General features: G+C 63.5%; 15 protein-coding genes and 1 riboswitch. Of the genes, 6 read left to right on the top strand and 9 right to left on the bottom strand.

Annotated elements, in window-relative coordinates:
* The 4 genes from AB4Z02_RS15990 to AB4Z02_RS15975 all read right to left on the bottom strand — a co-directional run.
* Nucleotides 1-268: S1 RNA-binding domain-containing protein (locus AB4Z02_RS15990; protein ID WP_441972165.1), on the bottom strand; the 268-nt coding region annotated here is incomplete at its 3' end.
* A 919-nt stretch (nucleotides 269-1,187) separates the two neighbouring features.
* Nucleotides 1,188-1,514 carry a hypothetical protein gene (locus AB4Z02_RS15985; protein WP_441972164.1) on the bottom strand — a complete coding sequence of 109 codons (327 nt, stop codon included), beginning with the start codon at nucleotides 1,512-1,514 and terminating at the stop codon, nucleotides 1,188-1,190.
* Between the two features lie 499 nt (nucleotides 1,515-2,013).
* On the bottom strand, nucleotides 2,014-2,328 hold the full coding sequence (locus tag AB4Z02_RS15980) for a CU044_2847 family protein (protein ID WP_441972162.1): 315 nt from the start codon (nucleotides 2,326-2,328) through the stop codon (nucleotides 2,014-2,016).
* A gap of 416 nt (nucleotides 2,329-2,744) precedes the next feature.
* Nucleotides 2,745-3,692, bottom strand: a complete 948-nt coding sequence (locus AB4Z02_RS15975; RefSeq protein WP_441972160.1) for a hypothetical protein — start codon at nucleotides 3,690-3,692, stop codon at nucleotides 2,745-2,747.
* A gap of 583 nt (nucleotides 3,693-4,275) precedes the next feature.
* Between AB4Z02_RS15975 and AB4Z02_RS15970 the strand changes: the two genes are divergently transcribed.
* Nucleotides 4,276-7,398 (top strand): P-loop NTPase fold protein, encoded by a 3,123-nt coding sequence (locus tag AB4Z02_RS15970; protein WP_441972158.1) that lies wholly within the window; start codon nucleotides 4,276-4,278, stop codon nucleotides 7,396-7,398.
* A gap of 43 nt (nucleotides 7,399-7,441) precedes the next feature.
* Here AB4Z02_RS15970 and AB4Z02_RS15965 read toward each other — a convergent pair whose 3' ends face one another.
* Nucleotides 7,442-8,623, bottom strand: coding sequence for an HNH endonuclease (locus AB4Z02_RS15965; protein WP_441972156.1), 1,182 nt, complete (start codon nucleotides 8,621-8,623; stop codon nucleotides 7,442-7,444).
* A 180-nt stretch (nucleotides 8,624-8,803) separates the two neighbouring features.
* Here AB4Z02_RS15965 and AB4Z02_RS15960 point away from each other — a divergent pair, with 180 nt between their 5' ends.
* A complete protein-coding gene (locus AB4Z02_RS15960; RefSeq protein ID WP_441972154.1) occupies nucleotides 8,804-9,796 on the top strand; it encodes a hypothetical protein in 993 nt (330 codons plus the stop codon).
* Between the two features lie 235 nt (nucleotides 9,797-10,031).
* Here AB4Z02_RS15960 and AB4Z02_RS15955 read toward each other — a convergent pair whose 3' ends face one another.
* From AB4Z02_RS15955 to AB4Z02_RS15945, 3 genes are all read right to left on the bottom strand, one after another.
* Nucleotides 10,032-10,484, bottom strand: coding sequence for a hypothetical protein (locus tag AB4Z02_RS15955; protein ID WP_441972153.1), 453 nt, complete (start codon nucleotides 10,482-10,484; stop codon nucleotides 10,032-10,034).
* Between the two features lie 263 nt (nucleotides 10,485-10,747).
* Nucleotides 10,748-11,119: a hypothetical protein gene (locus tag AB4Z02_RS15950; RefSeq protein ID WP_441972151.1), complete on the bottom strand. Its 372-nt coding sequence runs from the start codon at nucleotides 11,117-11,119 to the stop codon at nucleotides 10,748-10,750.
* Nucleotides 11,120-11,523: 404 nt separating this feature from the next.
* Nucleotides 11,524-12,399, bottom strand: coding sequence for a tyrosine-type recombinase/integrase (locus AB4Z02_RS15945; RefSeq protein WP_441972150.1), 876 nt, complete (start codon nucleotides 12,397-12,399; stop codon nucleotides 11,524-11,526).
* 213 nt (nucleotides 12,400-12,612) lie between these two features.
* Nucleotides 12,613-12,723, bottom strand: a riboswitch (SAM riboswitch).
* Between the two features lie 259 nt (nucleotides 12,724-12,982).
* Here AB4Z02_RS15945 and AB4Z02_RS15940 point away from each other — a divergent pair.
* The 4 genes from AB4Z02_RS15940 to AB4Z02_RS15925 all read left to right on the top strand — a co-directional run bounded on the left by AB4Z02_RS15940 (nucleotide 12,983) and on the right by AB4Z02_RS15925 (nucleotide 16,060).
* The gene (locus AB4Z02_RS15940; protein WP_441972148.1) at nucleotides 12,983-13,300 is read left to right on the top strand and encodes a hypothetical protein; all 318 of its coding nucleotides are present in this window, start codon (nucleotides 12,983-12,985) and stop codon (nucleotides 13,298-13,300) included.
* Nucleotides 13,297-13,554 (top strand): helix-turn-helix domain-containing protein, encoded by a 258-nt coding sequence (locus AB4Z02_RS15935; RefSeq protein ID WP_441972147.1) that lies wholly within the window; start codon nucleotides 13,297-13,299, stop codon nucleotides 13,552-13,554. Before AB4Z02_RS15940 ends, AB4Z02_RS15935 begins: the two co-directional genes overlap by 4 nt.
* A 169-nt stretch (nucleotides 13,555-13,723) precedes the next feature.
* A complete protein-coding gene (locus tag AB4Z02_RS15930) occupies nucleotides 13,724-14,689 on the top strand; it encodes a helix-turn-helix domain-containing protein (protein WP_441972145.1) in 966 nt (321 codons plus the stop codon).
* Nucleotides 14,690-14,965: 276 nt separating this feature from the next.
* The gene (locus AB4Z02_RS15925) at nucleotides 14,966-16,060 is read left to right on the top strand and encodes a tyrosine-type recombinase/integrase (RefSeq protein ID WP_441972143.1); all 1,095 of its coding nucleotides are present in this window, start codon (nucleotides 14,966-14,968) and stop codon (nucleotides 16,058-16,060) included.
* Between the two features lie 121 nt (nucleotides 16,061-16,181).
* On the opposite strand, the gene AB4Z02_RS15920 is transcribed toward AB4Z02_RS15925, so the two are convergent.
* Nucleotides 16,182-19,529, bottom strand: coding sequence for a Swt1 family HEPN domain-containing protein (locus tag AB4Z02_RS15920; protein ID WP_441972142.1), 3,348 nt, complete (start codon nucleotides 19,527-19,529; stop codon nucleotides 16,182-16,184).
* Between the last annotated feature and the right edge of the window lies 1 nt (nucleotide 19,530).

Here is a 19,530-nt window from a genome sequence, read left to right as displayed (position 1 = left end):
GGAGGACCAGGGCCTCGACCTCGTCGCCGACGCTGACGACCTCAGAGGGGTCGACGTCGTGCTTGATGGAGAGCTCGCGCGAGGGGATGACACCCTCGGTCTTGTAGCCGATGTCGAGCAGGACCTCGTCCCGGTCGACCTTGACGATGATTCCCTTAACGATGTCGCCGTCGTTGAAGTCCTTGAGGGTCGCGTCGATCGCGGAAAGGAGGTCTTCCTCAGAGCCGATGTCGTTGATGGCGACGTGTTGGGCTCCCCCAGCATTCACACGTCGCCAGAGTGTTCGCTGCAGCTGACTGACCACGGACGCAATTTCCGCAATGGGCACAACTTCTTCCGAAGGATGTGAGCGCGGATGGCCGGTCTTGCCGCCGTGGCTGACAAGCAGAGAGCAAAATGCCCTCTCGGCGACGCTCGCCAGAAGGACTGGCGAATTCTCCGGAAGTTGACGACTGCCACGGGTGACGATCCGGTTCAGTCGCTCGAGAGAGGCGTGAAGGAGAGGCAAACTCGCCTCGCGTCGTGCCATTTCAAACTCCAGCGACGCGGCCTTATAAGCCAAAGGTATGGCGAGGTGCGGGTCGGCCTTGGCCTCTTCGGCAAGCCTAGCTGCCCGATTGAAAATGGCCAGGGCATTTGTATAGATTGCAGAATCCTGCGACCGCCTAGCGACAGCAAGCATGGACGATCCCAGATTGCTCGCGGCATTGAGACCCTCGTCGGAGGCGTCACCGAATGAGTCCAGTACAGACGATGACGTCTCTTCGAGAATGCCGCAGGCGCTCTGAAGGGACATTGTATCGTAGGTTTCCGCCACCAAGAATGCCGCGATAGCGCATCGATTGCGAGCGAGTACCATATCCGGATGGTCGCGACCTAGCTCCGCCGATAACCTTTGACGGGCGATGTCAAGGCCTTCGAGCGCCAGTTCCGCAGCCCGAACGTTCCCATCTAGGCGTGCCAATTCAAACTTTGCCGAGGATAGGGTCCATAGGGCTTTGAGCGAGTCCTGCCGGGCCGAAGGTCGACCGTGAAGCGAAATGAGGTCGATTGTCGCCTGTTCGGCAACAGCGCCCCAATAGAGCGTCCTTAGTCTCTTCTCGCCAACTTGGGAATACTCTTTTGGTGCACTCCCCGGGCCGCCGCCCTGTTGGCGCGGAACCATGCTCGACGTTGCGACAAGGTGGTCAGTCGTCATCGAATTCAAGGAGCTCACGCCCCACCTCTGAACCGATTTTGTGGAGTATGTCGGTCAGCCGGGAAGAGCTAAAGTGCCCCCGTTGCACGTGGCCATATAGCTCGCCGATTTGTGCTTGAAGCTTCTCCACCGCCCTTGCTGCCGCGCGAGATTCCTCATCGAGTCGACCCTCGTCCCTGGCCCTCATAAGGCTATCAAATTTCTCTTCGCCTGTTAGTCTTCGCGCGACGTTCAGAGGATTGAGTGCAGTGAATAGCGCCAACACCTCAGCTATCTGGGCAGCGAAGAGAGCGTCGGTTGCGCGACGATCCGCCACCCGGTCAGGGTATTGTTCAATGAGAATGCCAATGACCCCCCCTCGAGCATCGTTTCGGCCCTTCTCTACCGGACCACCCGAGTAGCCCGTATAGTCACCCAGAGAAACGGAATTGCGTAGCTCCAAAGCCCGAATGAGGCCACCACCCTGTGCACGATAGGACACGTCCGAAATGGTTACGCGCCCACTAAGGGTTGTGGCCGTCGTATCTGGCCGATATGGAGCCCACCATGCGTCGTTCGACTGCGCCCGATCGGTGTCAGGGAACCCTCTGCCGACCTTCGAGTGAAGCAGCAGTAGGGCTACATCATGGGAATCTACGATTTGGTCAACGATTGCGTTGACCCGGTGCCCCGAAGACGAGACCTCAAGCTGCAGCTCGTCCCCATCCGAGAGCCCGCTGATGCAGTGCGCGGCCGTGACAGCAAAGCGATCCGTGACAAAAAAGCCCCCGCCATCGGAACCTGGCCCTTGGACGGCGACGCAGTATTCGGAGGGTTTAGGTTCCGGCACCGGCAACCCGCTCAACCTTCACCGTTATCTCAAGGGAGGCCTCGGCCCCCACTTTGGAAACAATGACGCCCGCCTCAGCAGTTAACTTGAGACCAAACGTGATCTCGACACTGGTCACGCCGAGTTCACTCGGCGCTGCCTTCTCCATCGCCTTGCGTCCGAGTGAGATTACCTCGTCCAACGCTGCCTCGATGTCCTCACGGCGAGCTTCAAGTTCCTCGGTGACAACGTGCGGTGCCGCGATTTGCCGATCCCCGCGGACCGCAACCTTCTGCACCTCTATAAGGACGTCGTTTGCCATCGGTTCCCCCGGCGCTGTCGAACTCCCTTGGTGATCTTGCAGGCTAACAGGTCGGGGTACGGGTGTCATCTACCTCGTCCGGACGTCAGCGATCCGTATCCCCGCGCCCGTCGGGACTGCCCCGGCGAGCGCTTCACGGGTGCCGCGGCTGTCCTTCGGGAGGCACTGAAGGCACATGACGGCGAGCGGTCTCGATCGGCCGCTAGGAGTCGTTCATCAGGCCACTGTCCGGGTCGTGAGACATATGTTGGGGATGGCCGTCAGCTGCCTAGGCATCACGTGATTGGCACGGTATTGCTACGTTCTGGCGAACAGCGGCAGCACCCCGCCGCTACTTGCACTCTTCCGGCTCTGCTTGTTGGGGACGGCTACTCGGCAGTCCACATGACTGCGTCTCAATGCTGGGCCTCGTGTTCTTAAACAGGGGTCAGGATAAGAGCAGCACCGTCCGTGCCGATCGCTTCCACCGATTCCGTGACACCTTCCCGCCGCGGGGACATATCGGTCGAGTGAACGGAACGTTGCACGTCCAGAACGGCAGAGGGATCACCTGAGTGAAGGGCCCTGTCCAGGTCCTGACGGACACCCATGAAGGCGTGAATGTCGCCTCCTGGCAAAGAGATTCTGTTGCGGACGCCGATATAGCGCGTTCCGTCGGCGGTGGTGACCTCTGTGCGATTGCGACGATCTTCAGCACCTCGGCCGAGCTTCGCTCGTACCAGGCCGGGAGCCCACCGTCGAAAGGCTTCATCGTCCCCGCTGAAGTCCGCAAGGAAGGCGAAGGAGGACTTCAGCCCTATGGCCGCCATCTCGACACCCCGCGCGGCGATTGGTTCGATCGTCGTGTCCGGTGAGTCCGGCCCCAGCCGGTCGACGTCCACGTCAACCACCTCAACGTCGCTGTCGGCGTGCGTCGGTGGGGCCCCGGCGGCCCAGGGTCCTGAGTGTGGCTTGTCGTCGTCGGGGAGCAGCTGTAGAGCATTGAAGGTGATGTGAGAGTCGCCGATGATGGTGCTCACAGCTAGTCCAGCCGGACGTCGGCCCGCAATCGCAACGCCGCGCAACTGATGGGAGGCGCGGACCAACTGGGTGAGGCTGTGTCTTGGCGATTTCGTTCCTTTGCACTCCAGCATGGCCACCCGCATGCGCCCCCGGGAGCTTGGGTGGTCGCCGATCAAGATGTAGTCGGGGCGGTGGGCACCTACGGCTTCCACGCTCTTTCGCGCCCGTGCGGCTTTGATGGAGCGATTGGCGAGCGCGACATCGATATCAACTGTGCGAAAGGTCGGTGAGCCAGGTACTCGGCCTCTCATCCAGCGTTCACTGAGAAGGACTGCAAAGCCGACGCCCAGTTCTTCGCTCATCACGCGACGTTGGTTGCCGACCACTCGTCGGCCTGCGTCAGACAAGAACACGGGCTGCCCAGGACTTCCGCCATGGGACCCGAACACGCCGAGGTAGCGGAGGAGCGCCCAATGGGTGTGCATGTCGTAGACATCCGCCGTGTACAAGGGGCGCATGGCCTGCGCCAACCGGAGGAGGACGTCCGCTAATCGCACTGATACCGGTGCCTCCAATAGCGGTGTCGGAGCGAATCCCCCCAGAGAATCCTTACTTTCGTTCACCTGCTTGGCTAAACCGGCATCGCTCGAACCTCGCAGCGCAACCGGTGTGTCAACGGCCTCAAGGGCCTGTACAAGGTTCACGGGTCAGCATCCATTCGAGATCGCGATCAAGACGGCAGGGGGCCTCGTGACCGTATCGCTGGAGTGTGCGCAATGTGGCAGTTTGAGACACTTCCGTCACATCAGCATCCGCTGTCGGGGCCCTGCACCGTCTCGTACGTGGCGTTCAGGCATGCGCATCAGCAGGGTCGCTAATCTGCGCAGGTAGTCGATACCGCTCGGGCGGTGTGCCATGAGAACGTCTGTTTGATGAAGGTGGAAAGTGACTGAGGTGGAGTCGCCTAGCGGCCAAGGGGCTTCCGGTGCCGAGTGGCTCGTCGACTCTGCACTCAAAGAAGTAGCTCAAGATGGTCTGGGGCGCGAGCCCTTCATCACGCGGGCAACCGAACTCTTCAACGAACTGGCCGTGACCAGTGACAGTACGGTCATCGGAATAGTGGGGCCATGGGGAAGCGGTAAAACCAGTTCGGTCAACATGATCGTGCGTAGCTTGAACCGTGAGACATGGCAGGTTAATTACTTAACGCCCTGGGCCGTTTCCGGGCCGGACGCAATCATCGCTGAACTCCTGACCGCTATATCTGCCGCGATTCCAGCAAGTGGATATAAGGGAAAAAAGGCTCGAGCGGCTCTCAAGAAATATGGCACGCTGCTCACCCCGCTGCTGCTGGCCGTTCCTCATGGTGGCTCGGTCGCGAAGGGGGTGAGTGATGTACTCCTCCAGCGCTTGTCCGGAGAGGGGACGGTTCACGAACAGACGGAATCATTGGGAAAGGCGCTAGCTGAGCTTGGCCAACCAATCCTCCTCATCGTCGACGACGTTGATCGACTACAGCCTGATGAACTTCTGGCTCTCTTTAAGGCCGTGCGGGTGCTTGGCAGGCTCCCGAACGTGCATTACTTGTTGGCGTACGATCAGCAGACACTGTTGGACGTCCTATCGAACACCACCCTGGCTAAAGGGGATATGCCGCGGGCGCTAGCGTTTCTCGAAAAGATCGTCACCCTTCCCCTGGAGCAGCCGCCCACAAGGCCGGAGCAAGCGCAAGGGTTGTTCGAGCAGGGACTGGCTGAAGTGTTGAGCTTGACAGGTCATTCGGCGCTGACCGAGGACCAGCAGGAGCGGCTCGCTGAGGAGCGGGAGCGCCTCCTGAAGGGCGCGCTCACCGAGCCTCGGACTATCAGACGGTTCCTGTCCCAACTTCGGATATATCTACCGCTCGTCGGAGCCTCGGAAATCGACATTGTGGACTTCCTGGTGATCTCGCTGCTGAGGACCACGTACCCCACCTTGTACCGGTTCCTGGCGGCGGAGCGAACGTTGCTGGTCCGCCGTTCCCTCCCAGAAGACGGGGAATCTCGGGTGGCTGTGACGAGCGAGACGGCGCTGAATCGCGTGAACGTCCCGTTACGAGATCACGCCAGAGTGCGGGCCGCACTGATAAGGCTCTTCCCCCTGTTGGACCCAAACCAGGATGCCGGCCTCGTCTATGAGGAGGAGCGCCGAAGGCGGGACCGGCGTGTCAGTGATCCGGACACGGTGGGCCGTTACTTCGCGCTGGGCCCAATCAGCGGTGATCTGAGCGATGCGATTCTGCTGGCCGTACTGGAGGAGTGGGCGAGCACAGGCCGAGTGGAAAGTGACAGTGGAATTGCTGTCCGTCAGCTGCTTAGTCCCGACCCAAGTAAGCCAACCCAGTGTGATCGTGCGGCCGTCATCGTGCGTCGGGCTACTGCACGATCTGGCGAGCTGTCTGCCTCGCAGGCCGCTCACCTGCTGGAGGTGGTTACGGGCCTCTTGCCCGATCAGATTGGAACCGGCGGAGCCGGCGTTGGCTTCGAGTACGCGATGGTGGCCTGGCTCGCGGCGCTTCTCTCGCTTGCCGAAGGACCGGACCCAGCGGCTCTACTCCAAACGCTCGCCCGGCCCTCTGGTGAACCCTCATCGCTGCCGCACTTCTTGCGGGCGATGCGGCTGGCCCGGGAATCAGCGCAGGGCGGCCGACGGATGGAGGCGGCCCAGTCGACAAGTTGGTACACCCGGATGGCGGACGCCGCAGCCTCGCTTGTGTGGGACCGGTTCTTGGGCAACGTCCGAGCGGGTGATGCCGCGCCCGCCGAGCCCGCTGGCTTCTACTTGCGTTGGTTGGATGGCGTTCTGGGCGAAGCGGAGGTGGACCGACGTTTGGACGCCGCCGTCGCAGACGGTTTGAGCGTCACCGACCTTGCTGCACGCTTCGTGGAGACGGGCACCGATCTGTCGGGCCATCACGAGACCATCATGGGGTTCGATGCGTACTCCTTCCTCAGACGAATTGGACTGGACAACGTGCGATCGGCGGTAGCTGTGCAACAGGCAACCGACAGCGACACCGCTCAAGCGAAGCTTGAGGAAGAGGATCTCGGCTGGCGGAATCGGCGGGGCATCGCCACCGACCACATCGTGCGCGCGCTCCAAACAGACCCCGAAGGGGCACGACAATTGCCGGTCCTCCGGACAGTGCCCAGGAGCCCAGCACTCTTGAACCATCGGCCGGATCTGCTCGGAAACCCCGGGCAGCGTCCTGACCTCAGCTTGCGGTTGGCCGTGCAGGTTTCGACAGAGCCTCTTCCGCCGGTGAGCATCGCCAAACCAACACCTGAGGCCGCATGGCAGCAGGTCGAGTCAGAGGTTTTGAAGTTGTTGTCGAAGGGACCCATGGCGCGCTGGCTGCGATCAGCAGGGGCGTCGTGGCACGCGCAGCCGGGCGACTGGAAGATCAAGGACGTCGAACCCGCCCGACGTCTGGAGCTGCACCTTGAGACAACTCGGACCGATGGTGAGGAGGCCCCTGGGAAGCAGTCCACGTTGCATCTCGGCCTGCAGGCAGTGCTGCCCGACGACAATCGCATAGATGAACTCAGCAGTGCGCCAGTGGTATTCACTCTGGGCGCAGCTATCTGGATGGCCGACCTTGGAGCGGACCGGCGTCCAACCACAACTAGTAGCACCTCGGAGCCGATGCCTGCAGCGATGACGCTGAAGGAAGTGTCCCGAGCTCTCGCCGCGTTGATCAGCTCCACTAGCGATGCACTGCGAGTGCTGTCTGTCGCACGCCCGCGCATGCGCTGTTCCACGGCGGTGCTTGCCGACCTCGTTCTCGAAGTGGGGTCGGGACTGGGATCCGTTGTTGACCTCAGGCAAATGAGCCGAGTGGGAATGTCTGGCAAAACGTCGTTTAGCGCGGCGGTCCCACTGGAGCTTCGTTCCCTCGGCGGAGGGGCATACGCCTTTTCACCATCCCCGGAAGACGTTGCCATCGGTCTGCTATCGAAGTGGCTCTTCGCGGATGGCTACCGTGAATACGAGGGCGTACTTGTCGAGCTCTTGAACATGGGCGGCTGAGGCGGTTCGCGACTTAGCCATACGCGTAGGACCCGCCCCAAACCTATTGCACCCCAGAGGAATTCATCATCGCCGCGTCGTGAGCCGCCGCCGCCAATTTGCGGAGCTCTCTGCGCCACTCGGTGGGCCGCGCCCCTCGTGTCTTGCAGGCATGACAGTTGGGGCACAAGGCCACCATGTTCCGTGGGTGGTCTTCGCCGCCCAGGGCCAAGTCCTGGACGTGGTCGACGTCGAGGATCGGTTCACCGCGACGGTTGGACTCCGCGGGCATTCCGGTGCATCTGGGGCTTTCACATCGGCCATTGGAGCGATCCAGCACGGCCCGCCGGGCTGCGGCGCTGCGCGAGTAGTCAGTACGCACGATGCCCGTCGACCGTCGGCCCTGACCCCGTTGCTCCACCCTCGCTATGAGGTCAGCGTAGGGAGCGTTGGGGCGCGCTTCGGGCACCTGCGGGTTGTTTTCGACCGTCTGCAGCGAGTCGACCTGTGCTGCCCTTATGTCCGCGGGCCAGGTCCGGAGGTCCTGGCCTGGAACGGCTTCTAGTTGCCACTCAATCTCCGGCCGGGGAAGCCCATCCTGTCCTTCACCGTCGACCCAGGCACGGCCGAGGACTGCTACCCAGGTTAGGAAGCGGAACGGCTCACCCTTCGGGCGATACCAAAAGCGGACGGGGGCCTCTGCCTGAAAAGCGCTCTCGAGCCGGGCGTTGCCGCCGCGGTCCAGACGTTGCGGTCCGCTCAGCCCTTCTCCGCGGTACCCGAAAGGTTCGACGAGAGTTGGCGGGTCGTCGGCGTACGGTCCTTCGGCGTCAGAGAAGACGTTGACAACAGCGTCGCCGGGGAAGCGGATGATCCCGGCGACTTTGTCGCCGCCGTACACGCTTTGAATCTCTGTACGGCTTCGATACTCGGTGCCGAGAATCGGGGGCTGATGCAGGGCCGGAGTGGTCGTGGTGAACCCTAGGCGAGTGAGCGCTCGAACCGCGCCGCCGGTGCCGCCGCTGAAGTCGGAGACGGGTAGCAACCCCCGGTCGGGGTATTGGTTGCGGTAGGCCACCGACAGTATGGGCTTGGAATCCACAAGCTGGCCGTCTGCCAGGATGAAGTAGTCGCGGGAGGGTTCGAGGCTGTACCGGCTCAGAAAGGCGTCGCGGCCCAAGGTGTGGAACTCGTCGATGGCATTGGCAACGGCTGTCGGGTCGGTCAGCTCAGAAAGGCGGGGCACCGGGACCTCTTTCACAATTCGTCGGCAACATGCAGGCTATTGCGTTCGGCACGACAGCGGAGCCCTTTGAGTGGCATGTCCGAGGGGTCGGCATCCATGTGGCCAGATGCTGTGTCACGTGCAGTAGGGAGGTTCGGGGCCGCCGATGCCGCAGAGTCATTCGAATGGCACGATCCACTGGTGGCGTCCATCCTGATTCTTGTCCTAGCGCTTTTCGCCTTCGTTGCCGCGACGACTGGGCTGGCCGAGGTCACGTTCAATGCAAGCCTCCACCACAACACCTCCAACGACCCGAATAACTGGCTCTCAGGGCCAGAGCGGCACCGGCGGCAACAACACTTCCGAGAGCTGCTAGCCCCTGCAGTCATTGCGTTCGCGGCCTCCGCCGCCTGCAATGTCGGGACGAGCCTGCTGGTCGAACAGCGTGCCCAGGGACTGGCGCTTCTCTACAGCAGCGGAGCGTTCTGGCTCCTTGGCGGGGTGATGACCCTGCTTGTTGCACTTGTTGTCCTCATCGTCACCCCGGCGAAAACTGCTTGGGACCTCGTGGAATCGTATGAAGCCTTGTACCTGCATGTTCGCGACGAACAAGGACCGGCGACCCCCGCCTTCGCGCGTAACGTATCTGAGCGCCTGGACCAGGTTGCTGAGTCGGGCACCCGGCATACGTGTCGTCTCATCCTCGCGGCCTCGTTGCTGCCACTGCCGGAAACCGCAATCGATGCGCAGCCGGTTGCCCGACTAGGTGCGCTGCGTGACAGTGGCGGCATCCGCTATCCGGCGAGTTGGAGGAGCGTCTGGATATGGACATGGAAGCAGCGGCGCTTGGCCGGGCTTCAAAGTGTGCTTGCTGTTCTGGGCCTGGGATGTCTCGGGACGGCGGTAATTGCCTCTGCTCCGCTCGAGGGGCGCAGCCTTATATCAGCTTCGGTACTGGCGGTCACTCTCGCGGTGGGTCTGATTGGCAACGTTTTCGGCATGCGCCTCGAGCTCACCTGGTATGCGCGACTGGCTGCCCGCAGTGCCTCCGCTCGCGCCCGCGTGCTGACCGAACTCAAGGTCATCACCGATGCGATCGCGTCTCCGGCTAGTCCGCGCAAGCGGAAGCACGAGCGGCTTCTGTTCGCCATCGGCTCTGTCCGCATCACCCAGCTCCGTGGTGGTCGGACATGAGCGTTCGGGGGCATATCGGCCAATGGGCAGGCGGCCGGAGATCCGCATCGCGTCGGGCGCTTGGCCCTCATGCGCAGCCTTTAGCAGGACCTCGTAGTGAGGCGGTCTCCACTCTGCTCAACAGTGGGGCTAGGCAGGTGGCGGCGACAACCCTGCCGTCGGGAGAGGGAACGGCGTTGTCGTTGAGATGTCTTGCCGCCAGGGCCCTCCCCTGCGCACTTGTCGACGCTCTCCTTCATGAAGGTCCGTTGGCCGGCAGCCACGAGTAGGGGTCTACTCCTCGCTCGCTGAGCTCACGTTGGGCTGCCGAAATGGCCTTGGAGATCCACCAACGGCTGTGCGGGTTGGATGTTCGATTTAAAGTCCAGTCCCAGTAGCGGCAGTACTCCTGCAATCGCTCCACGGTCATACTCGCCCTCAGCGCGCCCATGTCACCGAAGCGGCCGTCCAACGGGTCGCTGTACGGGTTGATGTTGGGTCCGCGCAAGACGGTGGGACCTTCCAGCTCACGCTGGGCGGCAAGTTGCTGGTGCAGCTCTTCCATCTGACGCTGGATGGCACTGGCGTACCCCTGCGCCATGATCAGGTCGTTCCGCTCGATTTCGGTGATGAGCGTCTGAGCGTTTCGGGCCGCGGCGCGGGCCAAGGCAAGCAGCGCGCGGTCCTCGTGGTCCTCGGATGACGTCATCTGCGCACCTTCGCCTCTCCCTTCCGCGGGGTGACGGCGGCGCAGGGGCGGATCGGACCATCCCGGAGACGGGATCGCGGGGACGGAAAAGCCGTTGTGGGCACGGAGGGTCCTTTCGTCCAAATGCGTTGGCCGCCAACGTCGCGGATGTCGCTCTGCTGTGCGGACGGCAGCCCAGCCTCTGGGTGCTCAGCGCCTCCCGAGACGCCGATCGTTGGAGGGCGGTCGAGCGCAGCGGCTCCCAGGAAGCGCGGGAGTCCCACCTACCGTCTCCTACGCTGCTGCAGCCTGCGGGCCTGCTCCTGCTGCCAACCCTCGATCCAGTCCAGATGCGGACTTCCCGGCTGCGGCAGCTGCGCCGCCTGGCGGTCGTTGCCCTCCCGCGGCGCGGCCGCTGGAACGTCCGGCCTTGAGATCTTGAGGAAGAACTTGATGGCGAGGTAGCACCAGAACGGCATCGCGAACCAGAACTGCAACAACGCGTCGCCCTCGGAGACCTCGGTGTCGAAGAAGGCGGTGTAGGTCCAGATCAGCGAGGCCTGCGCCCACAGGATGAACAGGATTTTGCGGGCCGTTTCCGGGTGCCGCTCCCAGAGGTACCCGATGGCAAAGCCCCACAGGAACCCCCGAACCATTCTTCCCTTAGGTCGTGCCCGAAGCCATCCGCGTGGTCTGCCAGGTCTCTCACGTTGATCGGCATCAGGCGGAGGCTCCTTGGCGTGGTCTTGCAGGCCTTGAACGCTTGGGGGGGGTCGTTAGGCCACTCCGATTCAGCTTTGGCGGGTTGGCGATGCGGAGGAAGAGTGGGTTGGGGACGGTAGGACGGCAGGGTCGTCGGTTCACGGAACGTCGGCATCAGGGTCCTTTCGAGGCGATCGATGGATGGGTAGGGGAATCAGGTGCGGGACGGGGACGTCGGCCACTGTCCCCGGCCGCATGCGGTACTCGGATGTGAGCGCTCGGGCTAGCCCTTACCGGCGGGCCCCGTTTAAGGGTCCCCGGGGTGTTAGGCGCGCCGACTTCGTTCGGCGCAGAACGGTTAGCCGCCGGTAGGGTGGAACGCGGAAGCAGGAGCGGCCTCGAGATCGCGCGCTTGGCGCAGGAGGGCGGCGATGAGCGGTAGCCCAGGGTGAGTGGCGGTGCCAACGACGGTGCGGTCGTAGCGGCGGGTGGTGGCCGGGTCGGCGTGACCGGCGGCCTCCTGCACGTCCTCCAGGGCGCAGCCGTGGGCGCGGGCGAGGGTGACGAAGGTGTGCCGCAGGACGTGCGGGCTGAACGGGTGGACGCCGACGCTGCCGGCGACACGGCGCAGGGTGCGGGCGGCGGCGTGCCGATCCAGCGCGGCCCCGGTGCGGGTGGCGAAGACCGGACCGGTGGCGGTCTGCCCGTGGAGGGTCCTGATGCGGGTGAGGACCGGGGTGAGGACCGGGACGGTCCGGCGCACGCCGCCCTTGCAGATGACGTCCAGCCAGATGCCGTCGGCGCTGGGGCGTAGGTCTTCGAGGCGGGCGGTGCACGCCTCGCTGATCCGCAGGCCGGTGGTGGCCAGGAGCCACGCGAGGGCCGCCGCTCGGGGGGAGTGTTGGTCGGCGGCCTGCAGGAACGCGGCCAGTTCGTCGGTGCTCAAGGCGCGCAGCCGGGTTTGGGAGCGCTGCCGCCGGTAGACCACCCGCGCTGAGGGGTCGGAGGAGAGGTGGCCCTCGTCGTGGCAGTAGCGGTAGAAGCCCTTCAGCGCGGTCAGACGGCGGGCGATGGTGGCTGGGGCCAGAGCTTGCCTCTCGCAGTCCTCGAGGTAGCGGGCGAGGTGGACCCGACGGGCCTGGAGCGGGTCGATCCCGAGGCGGGCGCAGTGGCGTAAGAAGTCGGCCAGGTCGCGGCGGTAGGCCTCGCGAGTGTTGCCGCGGTGACAGGTCACGAACTCGGCGACCAGGTCAGCGCCGGTGAAGCTGCTGGTGGGAAGCGGCTGGGGGTGCCCGCCGGGGAACGTCAGGACTACCCCATAGTCCCCGTTATGGGGTGGGCCTTGCCTCTTGGGCGCGGTCTGCGTGGCTCGAGGGCCGCTGAGGGTGTTCATTCCGGGCATGGGAGGTGCTCCTTGGGGTCTGTGGACCCCTCGGCTGCCCGTGGAGATCCGCCTTTACCGCTCCCTGATGGGTGCGGTCTGCTCTTCCCCTGGAGCACCTCCGCGGAGGAGGTTGCTGGACAGCAAGCCAGGTGCTTGTCGCTGCCGCTCGTGAGCTACCGCTAATTCTACGGCGCGAAGACGCCGTACGAAGCAGGTTTGGGCGACGTGTCGCAGATCACATTGAAGGCCATTCGAACGGTCGTTTGAAGCGGTTTGGCACTTTTCGGGATTATTGACGAATTTCCATGATTTTGAAGTAGCAACTAAATGGCAGTGACAAGCATTTCAGCCGTGTTGGTTGACATTCATCTTTTCCTCTTTACTTCACCTGGCGACAGTCGTCGTCACAAGGTGAACTGGAAAAGGATGACCGATGAAGTTTGAAATGGAACGCATGGTGGACGGCGTCAAGATGGTCACGCTGAACGCGCTACACGAAGGTGGACCGCTGCCGGATGGCCCGATCCCGGCAGACGATGCGTGGGGAGCGGTCGCAATTTTGCTGCGTCAGGTGGCGTGGTTGGAGGACATCCTCGACGACCATTCGCAGGAGATTGACGATCTGCAGGTCGAACTCGCACCCACCAGCACCTTCGCGGAGAGGCTGACCCAGCGAGCGCGGAGCCGAGCCGCGAGGGAAGCAGCGGGGGCGGCGGATCACACGGCTGACGTGGTCGGGGCGCAGCGATGAGCGCCTCCACCTCTCCTCCCATGCAGGGGGCCAGCGCGCGTCCCCGGCTGACCTTCACCGTGGTCGAGGCCGCGGAGGCGCTTGGCATTGGCCGCGGACTCGCGTACGAGATGGTGCGGCAAGGCCAACTGCCCAGCCTTCGGCTTGGCAGGCGCATCGTTGTGCCGGCCGCCTCACTAGAAGCCCTCCTCGAACAGACCGCCACGTCAACTAAGCGACTCCCACCGCTACCGCCGGGAACCCGATCCCTCTAGAAGCCAGCGGGCGGCCGCCTTGCCCCCGCCCCAGCCCTGAACAACATAACGGGTGGGGCGGGGCGGGCAGGGCCGAGACCGGATGGTCTTTGCCCAAGCCCAGTCGAACCAGGTCGAAGGCCGAGGTGGGCAGTCACAGCACGCATCACACGTGAAAGGAGTAAGCGGCATGGCGCGGCGCGGTTTGGAGGTGGACACCCCGTGGGCGGAGTTGTCCAAGGAGCAGTTTGTTGGGATGAAGAACGATTGGCTCGACCACTGGTGCCCGGTGCTACCCAAGCCATCCCAACAGAAGGTTCTCCGCCACATCTGCCGCTGGCAGAACTACGAAACCGGGGACTCGTTCTGGGGCTACGAGAGCATCGCCAAGAAGATCGGATGTTCGCCCAAGACCGTTCAGCGGGCCGTCGACGAGCTAGAGACGATGGGGTTGATCAGAGTCGACCGGCTGGCCACCGCGCCGCGCAACGCGCACGGGATGTTGTTGACACCTCGCCGCGGGGGCCGAGCGAACAACTACTCGATCGACTACAACCTGATCCGCCTACCCGCCACGGCCGCTGGTGGTTGGCAGATCCAGTCCTCGAGTGTTGCTGGTCCGCTGGCCAGGGCTGTCGCAGAACTGAGACTCAGTCAGGCCGCCGGAGGCACCCAGGAGACGTCGGCGTCCCCGGGATGTCCTACTAACGTAGTTAACGATTTGAACGTATCTAACGAACGCACCAGCATGGATGCTGGAGCGCGGAAGAGTAGGAAAGCGCCTAGGTTGCGGCCGGTCCTCACCGTCACCCAAGAGACCACGGCGCAAGAGCTCGCAGCGGCCTACCCGGATACGCGGTCCGATTCCCTGACAACGGACTGGAGCCTCCACGCGGCGTCCCTCTTCGCTCGATGGGCCCTCCGCTCGCTGCCGGAGACCGTCCCCGTCGACATCTCATTGCTGGCCGTGGTCATGCACCACGGAGCGGAGCGATATGGCAGGCGAGTGGTAGTTGCGGCCATGGAGGAGTGGTTTGCGGACCGCCAAGTGGACGACAGCATGCGGAACCCCGGGGCGATGTTCTACCGCGAGGCTGACGCCTACTTCGAGCGCGAAGCGGTAGCCGCCTCGGCCGCCGTTCAGGCCACTGCCTAAGGCCTAGGTCGCTCGTGAATACGCGCCCACCCGAGACTGTCAGGGCTGAATGGTGCAATGAGTAACTACCACGGCTGCCGGCATGCCAACCGATGTCGCCGTGTGCCATCTCCGGTCGCCGTTTCGAGAGGCCGCAAAGGCGAAGGAGCAACTGTGTGGCACGAAGTTCCGGATTTAGGGCTGTCAATTGCACGCTAGAAGTAGTTGCTACGTCGATGGATTGGAGGTGAGGTCGTGAGAGGCCACGTTCACAAGCGAGGCAGTACGTGGGCCGTCATGTGGGACGAGCCGCGTGGAGCAGACGGCAAGCGCAGGCAACGAAAGAAGGGTGGCTTCGCGACCCGCCGACAAGCGCAGGCCCACCTGACCGACGTCCTGGCCGCTCTTCAGAAGAACGCCTACGTGCAGCCCGATCGGACGACCGTTGGGGACTACCTCACCGAACAATGGTTGCCCTCGCTGACCGTGAGGCCCAGCACCAAGCGGGCGTATGAGAGCCACGTCAACATCTACCTGATCCCGCACGTAGGTCACCTTCCCCTCCAACGACTGTCTCGGGGTGATCTCAGGACCATGTTCGCTGCGCTCGCTCGGCACGGGATCAGAAGGCCGCTCTCTGCTTCGACCCTGCGACGGGTGCACGCGACAGTCCGGGTAGCACTTAACGCGGCGCTGGCTGATGACCTCATCCTCCGCAATCCGGCGGTCGGCTTGAAACTCGAGGTGCCTGAGAAGCCTGACATCGACGTCTGGACCGCAGCGGAGCTGCGGACCTTCCTCGACGCCGTGGCAGAAGACCCGTTGCATCCGGTCTACTTCTTTGTCGGCATGACTGGCGTTCGCCGAGGCGAGGCCGTTGGGTTGCGCTGGTCAGACGTTGATCTCGCCGCTGGGCGAGTGTCGATTCGACGGCAGATCAGCCAGCGTGGGCGACTGCTCGAGGAGGGAGCGCCCAAGACACGCAGCGGATTTCGGTCCATCGCGCTCGATCCGCGGACCATCCAAGTGCTGCGGCGAGTCAGAGCGCGACAGGCAGAGAACCGGCTTTCTTGGGGGAGTGCCTACGAGGACCACGATCTTGTGTTCGCCCGGGAGAACGGCGCACCGGAGCGACCTGACCATGTCAGTGATCACTTCGACCTGCTGGTTCTGAAGGCGGGCTTGAAGAGGATTAGGTTCCACGACCTCCGCCACACTCATGCCACGCTGATGTTGTCCAACGGCGTCCCCGCCAAGGTAGTTAGCGAGCGACTCGGCCACTCCTCGATCGCGTTGACCCTCGACACCTACTCCCATGTCCTACCGGCCCTCGGTGAGGAGGCGGCCATAAAGGCGGCTGAGACCGTATTCGGTGCCGATGTGCAGAGGTGAGCAACGATCAGTAGCAGCGTAAGGGCGGAGCTACGCCCATGCGCCAGGTGAATGGGCGTGGCGCATGGGCGATGTGCCTCGACTACATCCATTGGAGGGCTAACGGGCGCGCTAGCCGCCTTCAGCTGTCTTCAAAGCCCGATTGATCGAACTTGAGGGTGCGGGCGTTCTCGGACACCGTACGGACGCGGCTTTCATTGAACCCCTCGGAGTCCGTTGCCTCGATCTCGATCCGCACCGTCACGCTCGTGTTTTCGCCAGAACGAAGGTGCGCGAGCACCTCGTCGGCGACGTTCCTGAAATCGAGCGCGATCTTGTCGGAGTTGAGCGTCTTGACCCCGTAGAAGCGGGTGGGCCAAACCATGTCGACCTTCGGCGACGGGCCCGGGCTAGGTTGCGGGATCGGCGACGGACCGGGGTGGGGGCCTGGAGCGGGTGCAGGGCTGGGCTCCTCTGAGCGCTGTTTCTGCGCCACGTCCGGGCGGACCAGTAGGAGCGAGTCCGTCGCGACCGGGGCGCTCTCCTTGTCCTCGGGAGTCCAGAGGCCGATGTAGCGCCCGGCATTCGCGTCATAACCGGCCGCGAGCGCGAAGGCGTCCGTCTGCCAGATCATCGGCATATCAATGATGCCCGCGTTAAGGACGGAACGGTCACGTAGGCGCGGCATATAGGGGTACTGCGAGTACAGCCCCCACAGCGAGCGCAAGGAGACGTGACCGTCCTTCCAGATCTGCGGGACCTTGCCGATCGCGAGACGGATCGTCGCAGCCGCCTGCCGCGTCGAAAGGTCCCCGTCGTTGCCAAGGCGTCGCGAAACGCGGTCGGCGAGAGCGTCGGACTGCCCCTCGACCTTGGTCTCCTTGATAAGGAACGGCGCGCCCGGGTCTGGCTGGGCTGGAACCAAGGCCCACGTAAAGCTCTGCAGCAGACGCGCAGTCACCGTCTGGTCGGCCTGAGCCTTGCGCTGCGATGCCTGGTTCTTCTGGTTCTGGGTCAGGTCGAGGTCGGCCTCGTTGGCGAGTACATGCGTCCAACCGAGGTAATCCCGAGTCGCGCTATCGAGCTCCTCGAGCCTGGCCCCGTCCGCAGCGAGGTAGACGAGCGCATTGCGGTGCGTCCTGTTTGAGCTGCCGCGCTGCTCGGTTGCCTTGTGGGCGAACTCCTTGGCGGCAGAATCCGCCCCGCGCTTGTGGGCGACCTTCGGGTGAAGGATGACGAGGCGAGCTTCGTCGGTGTCAGGAATGTCGGCGTTCGACTCTGGGCAGACGTGGACGCCGGCGAAGTCGCCTCGCTTGCGACCTTGGTCCTGAAGTCGTCGGACGATCTCGGCCCAAACGTCTTCCTTGTGGAGTCGCTCGGCCTGGTCCTTGGCGGTGCGGGTGATGTTGGGCTGGACGTCGTACCAGTACTTGCCCGAGCCGGAGTAGAAGTACGTAGCGCGGTCGCCGAGCTGAGTCAGCGCCGCATGGAAGTTGCCGGGGACATCGCCGGGCACCGCGGTGCCCAGGAACACTCGCTGCGCGCCGAGGCCCTTGTGCACGGAGCCTGGCGCGATGGTCGGGGCGGCACCAAAGAAGACCGTCCGCGCCAGGCGCTTGGTGAGGGCGCGCTGCCCGAAGAGAGGCTTCTCCTTGTCGATCCTGCCCGGCTCAGAGTTCGGTCCGTCGACATCCGCGTCGATGATGGTCTTCCACGAGTCCTGGAGGTACTGGGTGAGCTCCGAATTGACGTTCGACGTTGCCAGCGGAATGGAGCCGGGCATGATCAGTGGCGCGGCGTCCTCACCTGTCCACAGGGCGTGGATCACAGTGCTCATCAACCGCAGCACACCTCGCGTGCGCTGGAAGCGCTCGAGGGACGACCACTCCTCGTAGAGCGTGTCGAACAGCTCAGGATGGATTGGGTACGTCGCCTTGATCCGGTCCTCGTACGCAGAGTCGCGAGCCTCACGCGGGAAGTCGTCGGTGTACTTGCGATACATCTCGACGTAGGCCTTGGCCGTCGCGCCGATAGCTGCGAGGGAAGCGGCGTCAGGCTGCTTGAAGAGTCGCTGCTTGACGATGTGATAGGCCTCGTCGGACGACGCGGGACGCCACTGGTCGGCGACACGACGTACGACGTTCTGAAGCCGCTTAAGTGCTTCGAGGCCGTTTTGCCCACCGACCTCCTCAGCGTTCCCGACGGCGATCTTGTCGTTCGCGTCTCCTGTCTCCGACGCCGGGATCGAGATCGCGAGCAGGACGCCGTTGGTGCCCTTGACCGCCTCGGTGAGCGATTGGGCGAAAGTGAACTGGTCGTCGAACGTCCCACCGGCGAGGTCATCGCGACCAACCAGGGAACGGGCGTATGCGACCCATTCATCGATGAGAATGACGGCCGGCGCGTACTTGGCGAGCAGCTCGTGGAGAGCATCGCCCGGATGAGTGCGGTTTCGGTCGGCCTTCGCAACGATTGCGTAGGCCTCGGTGCCGCCAAGCTGCCAAGCGAGTTCGCCCCAGATGGTGTTGACCTGGGTTCCGTCATTCTTGGTCACGCCGGAAGGGCTGAAGTGATTACCGACGATGGCGACCCGGTTGAGCTTCGTGGCCAAGTAGCCGTTTGCGGTCAGCAGTTCCTGGGTCTCCTGGGGGAAGTCGCTAACAGGCAGGCCCGCGGCCACATGCCAAAGCGAAAGCATGGAGTGGGTCTTGCCGCCACCGAAGTTGGTCTGCAGATTGATGACCGGCGATGCGTTGTCGTCACCCGCCAAGCGACGGACGGCTCGGCCTATGAGGTCGCGCAGACCCTCGGTCAGGTATGTGCGGCGGAAGAACTCAACCGGGTCGGCATAGTCGGCGTCGACCTCACCGCCTGTCGCGACCTTGTAAAGGTCGGCGGCGAACTCGGATGCGTGGAAATTTCCCGTGGCGACGTCGTCATGGGGCTGGAGCACCTCGCGCCACGGACGCAGGCCCGCGGCCTCGGGATTGTCGACGGCTGCCTTAAGGACCTTCCTGTCGTCCTTGTCAGCAGTGACACGGCGCAAGTTCAACCGGATGCCACGGACCTCATCCGCTTCCTTGGCGGCGCTAATCAGCTTGAGGAGTCGTTCGCAGGTGTCGAGGGCGCGGTAGGCGTCGTCGTCGGTGAAGGTCTTGTTGTGCGCCCACTCGTTGCGCACCTCGCGAAGCTCGCTGGCAAACGTCTCCCCCGCGCGGCCGATTGCCTGGTTGAAGGGGTACCAGCCCGGCTTGAACCCGGCGGTGATGTTGCCTTCGGTGAGGATCCTGAACTGCACCTGCGGGTCAAGGGCGTCGTACGACTTCGTCGACGGCGCTCCGTTCTTGCTGTCCTTCGCCTGGACAAGCTTCGTCCAGACGGCACCAAGCGAGGGATCTCCCTGGCCAACGACGGTCGCGATGAAGTCATCGAGTGCCGGAGCCAAGACCTGGAACATGCGGTCGATGCGGTCGCGGTTGCTCAGTGCCATG

This window comes from Pedococcus sp. 2YAF34, from assembly GCF_052114585.1.
Lineage (GTDB): Bacteria > Actinomycetota > Actinomycetes > Actinomycetales > Dermatophilaceae > Pedococcus.
Note: the sequence above shows the minus strand (reverse complement) of the source record. Positions and strands in the feature narration are given on the sequence as shown.

Excerpts from the sequence above, each read along its gene's own strand:
- AB4Z02_RS15925 (WP_441972143.1), top strand. The coding sequence starts at position 14,966 with ATGTGGGACGAGCCGCGTGGAGCAGACGGCAAGCGCAGGCAACGAAAG.
- AB4Z02_RS15920 (WP_441972142.1), bottom strand. The coding sequence starts at position 19,529 with ATGGCACTGAGCAACCGCGACCGCATCGACCGCATGTTCCAGGTCTTG.
- AB4Z02_RS15935 (WP_441972147.1), top strand. The coding sequence starts at position 13,297 with ATGAGCGCCTCCACCTCTCCTCCCATGCAGGGGGCCAGCGCGCGTCCC.
- AB4Z02_RS15980 (WP_441972162.1), bottom strand. The coding sequence starts at position 2,328 with ATGGCAAACGACGTCCTTATAGAGGTGCAGAAGGTTGCGGTCCGCGGG.
- AB4Z02_RS15950 (WP_441972151.1), bottom strand. The coding sequence starts at position 11,119 with ATGGTTCGGGGGTTCCTGTGGGGCTTTGCCATCGGGTACCTCTGGGAG.
- AB4Z02_RS15955 (WP_441972153.1), bottom strand. The coding sequence starts at position 10,484 with ATGACGTCATCCGAGGACCACGAGGACCGCGCGCTGCTTGCCTTGGCC.
- AB4Z02_RS15975 (WP_441972160.1), bottom strand. The coding sequence starts at position 3,692 with ATGAGCGAAGAACTGGGCGTCGGCTTTGCAGTCCTTCTCAGTGAACGC.
- AB4Z02_RS15930 (WP_441972145.1), top strand. The coding sequence starts at position 13,724 with ATGGCGCGGCGCGGTTTGGAGGTGGACACCCCGTGGGCGGAGTTGTCC.
- AB4Z02_RS15940 (WP_441972148.1), top strand. The coding sequence starts at position 12,983 with ATGAAGTTTGAAATGGAACGCATGGTGGACGGCGTCAAGATGGTCACG.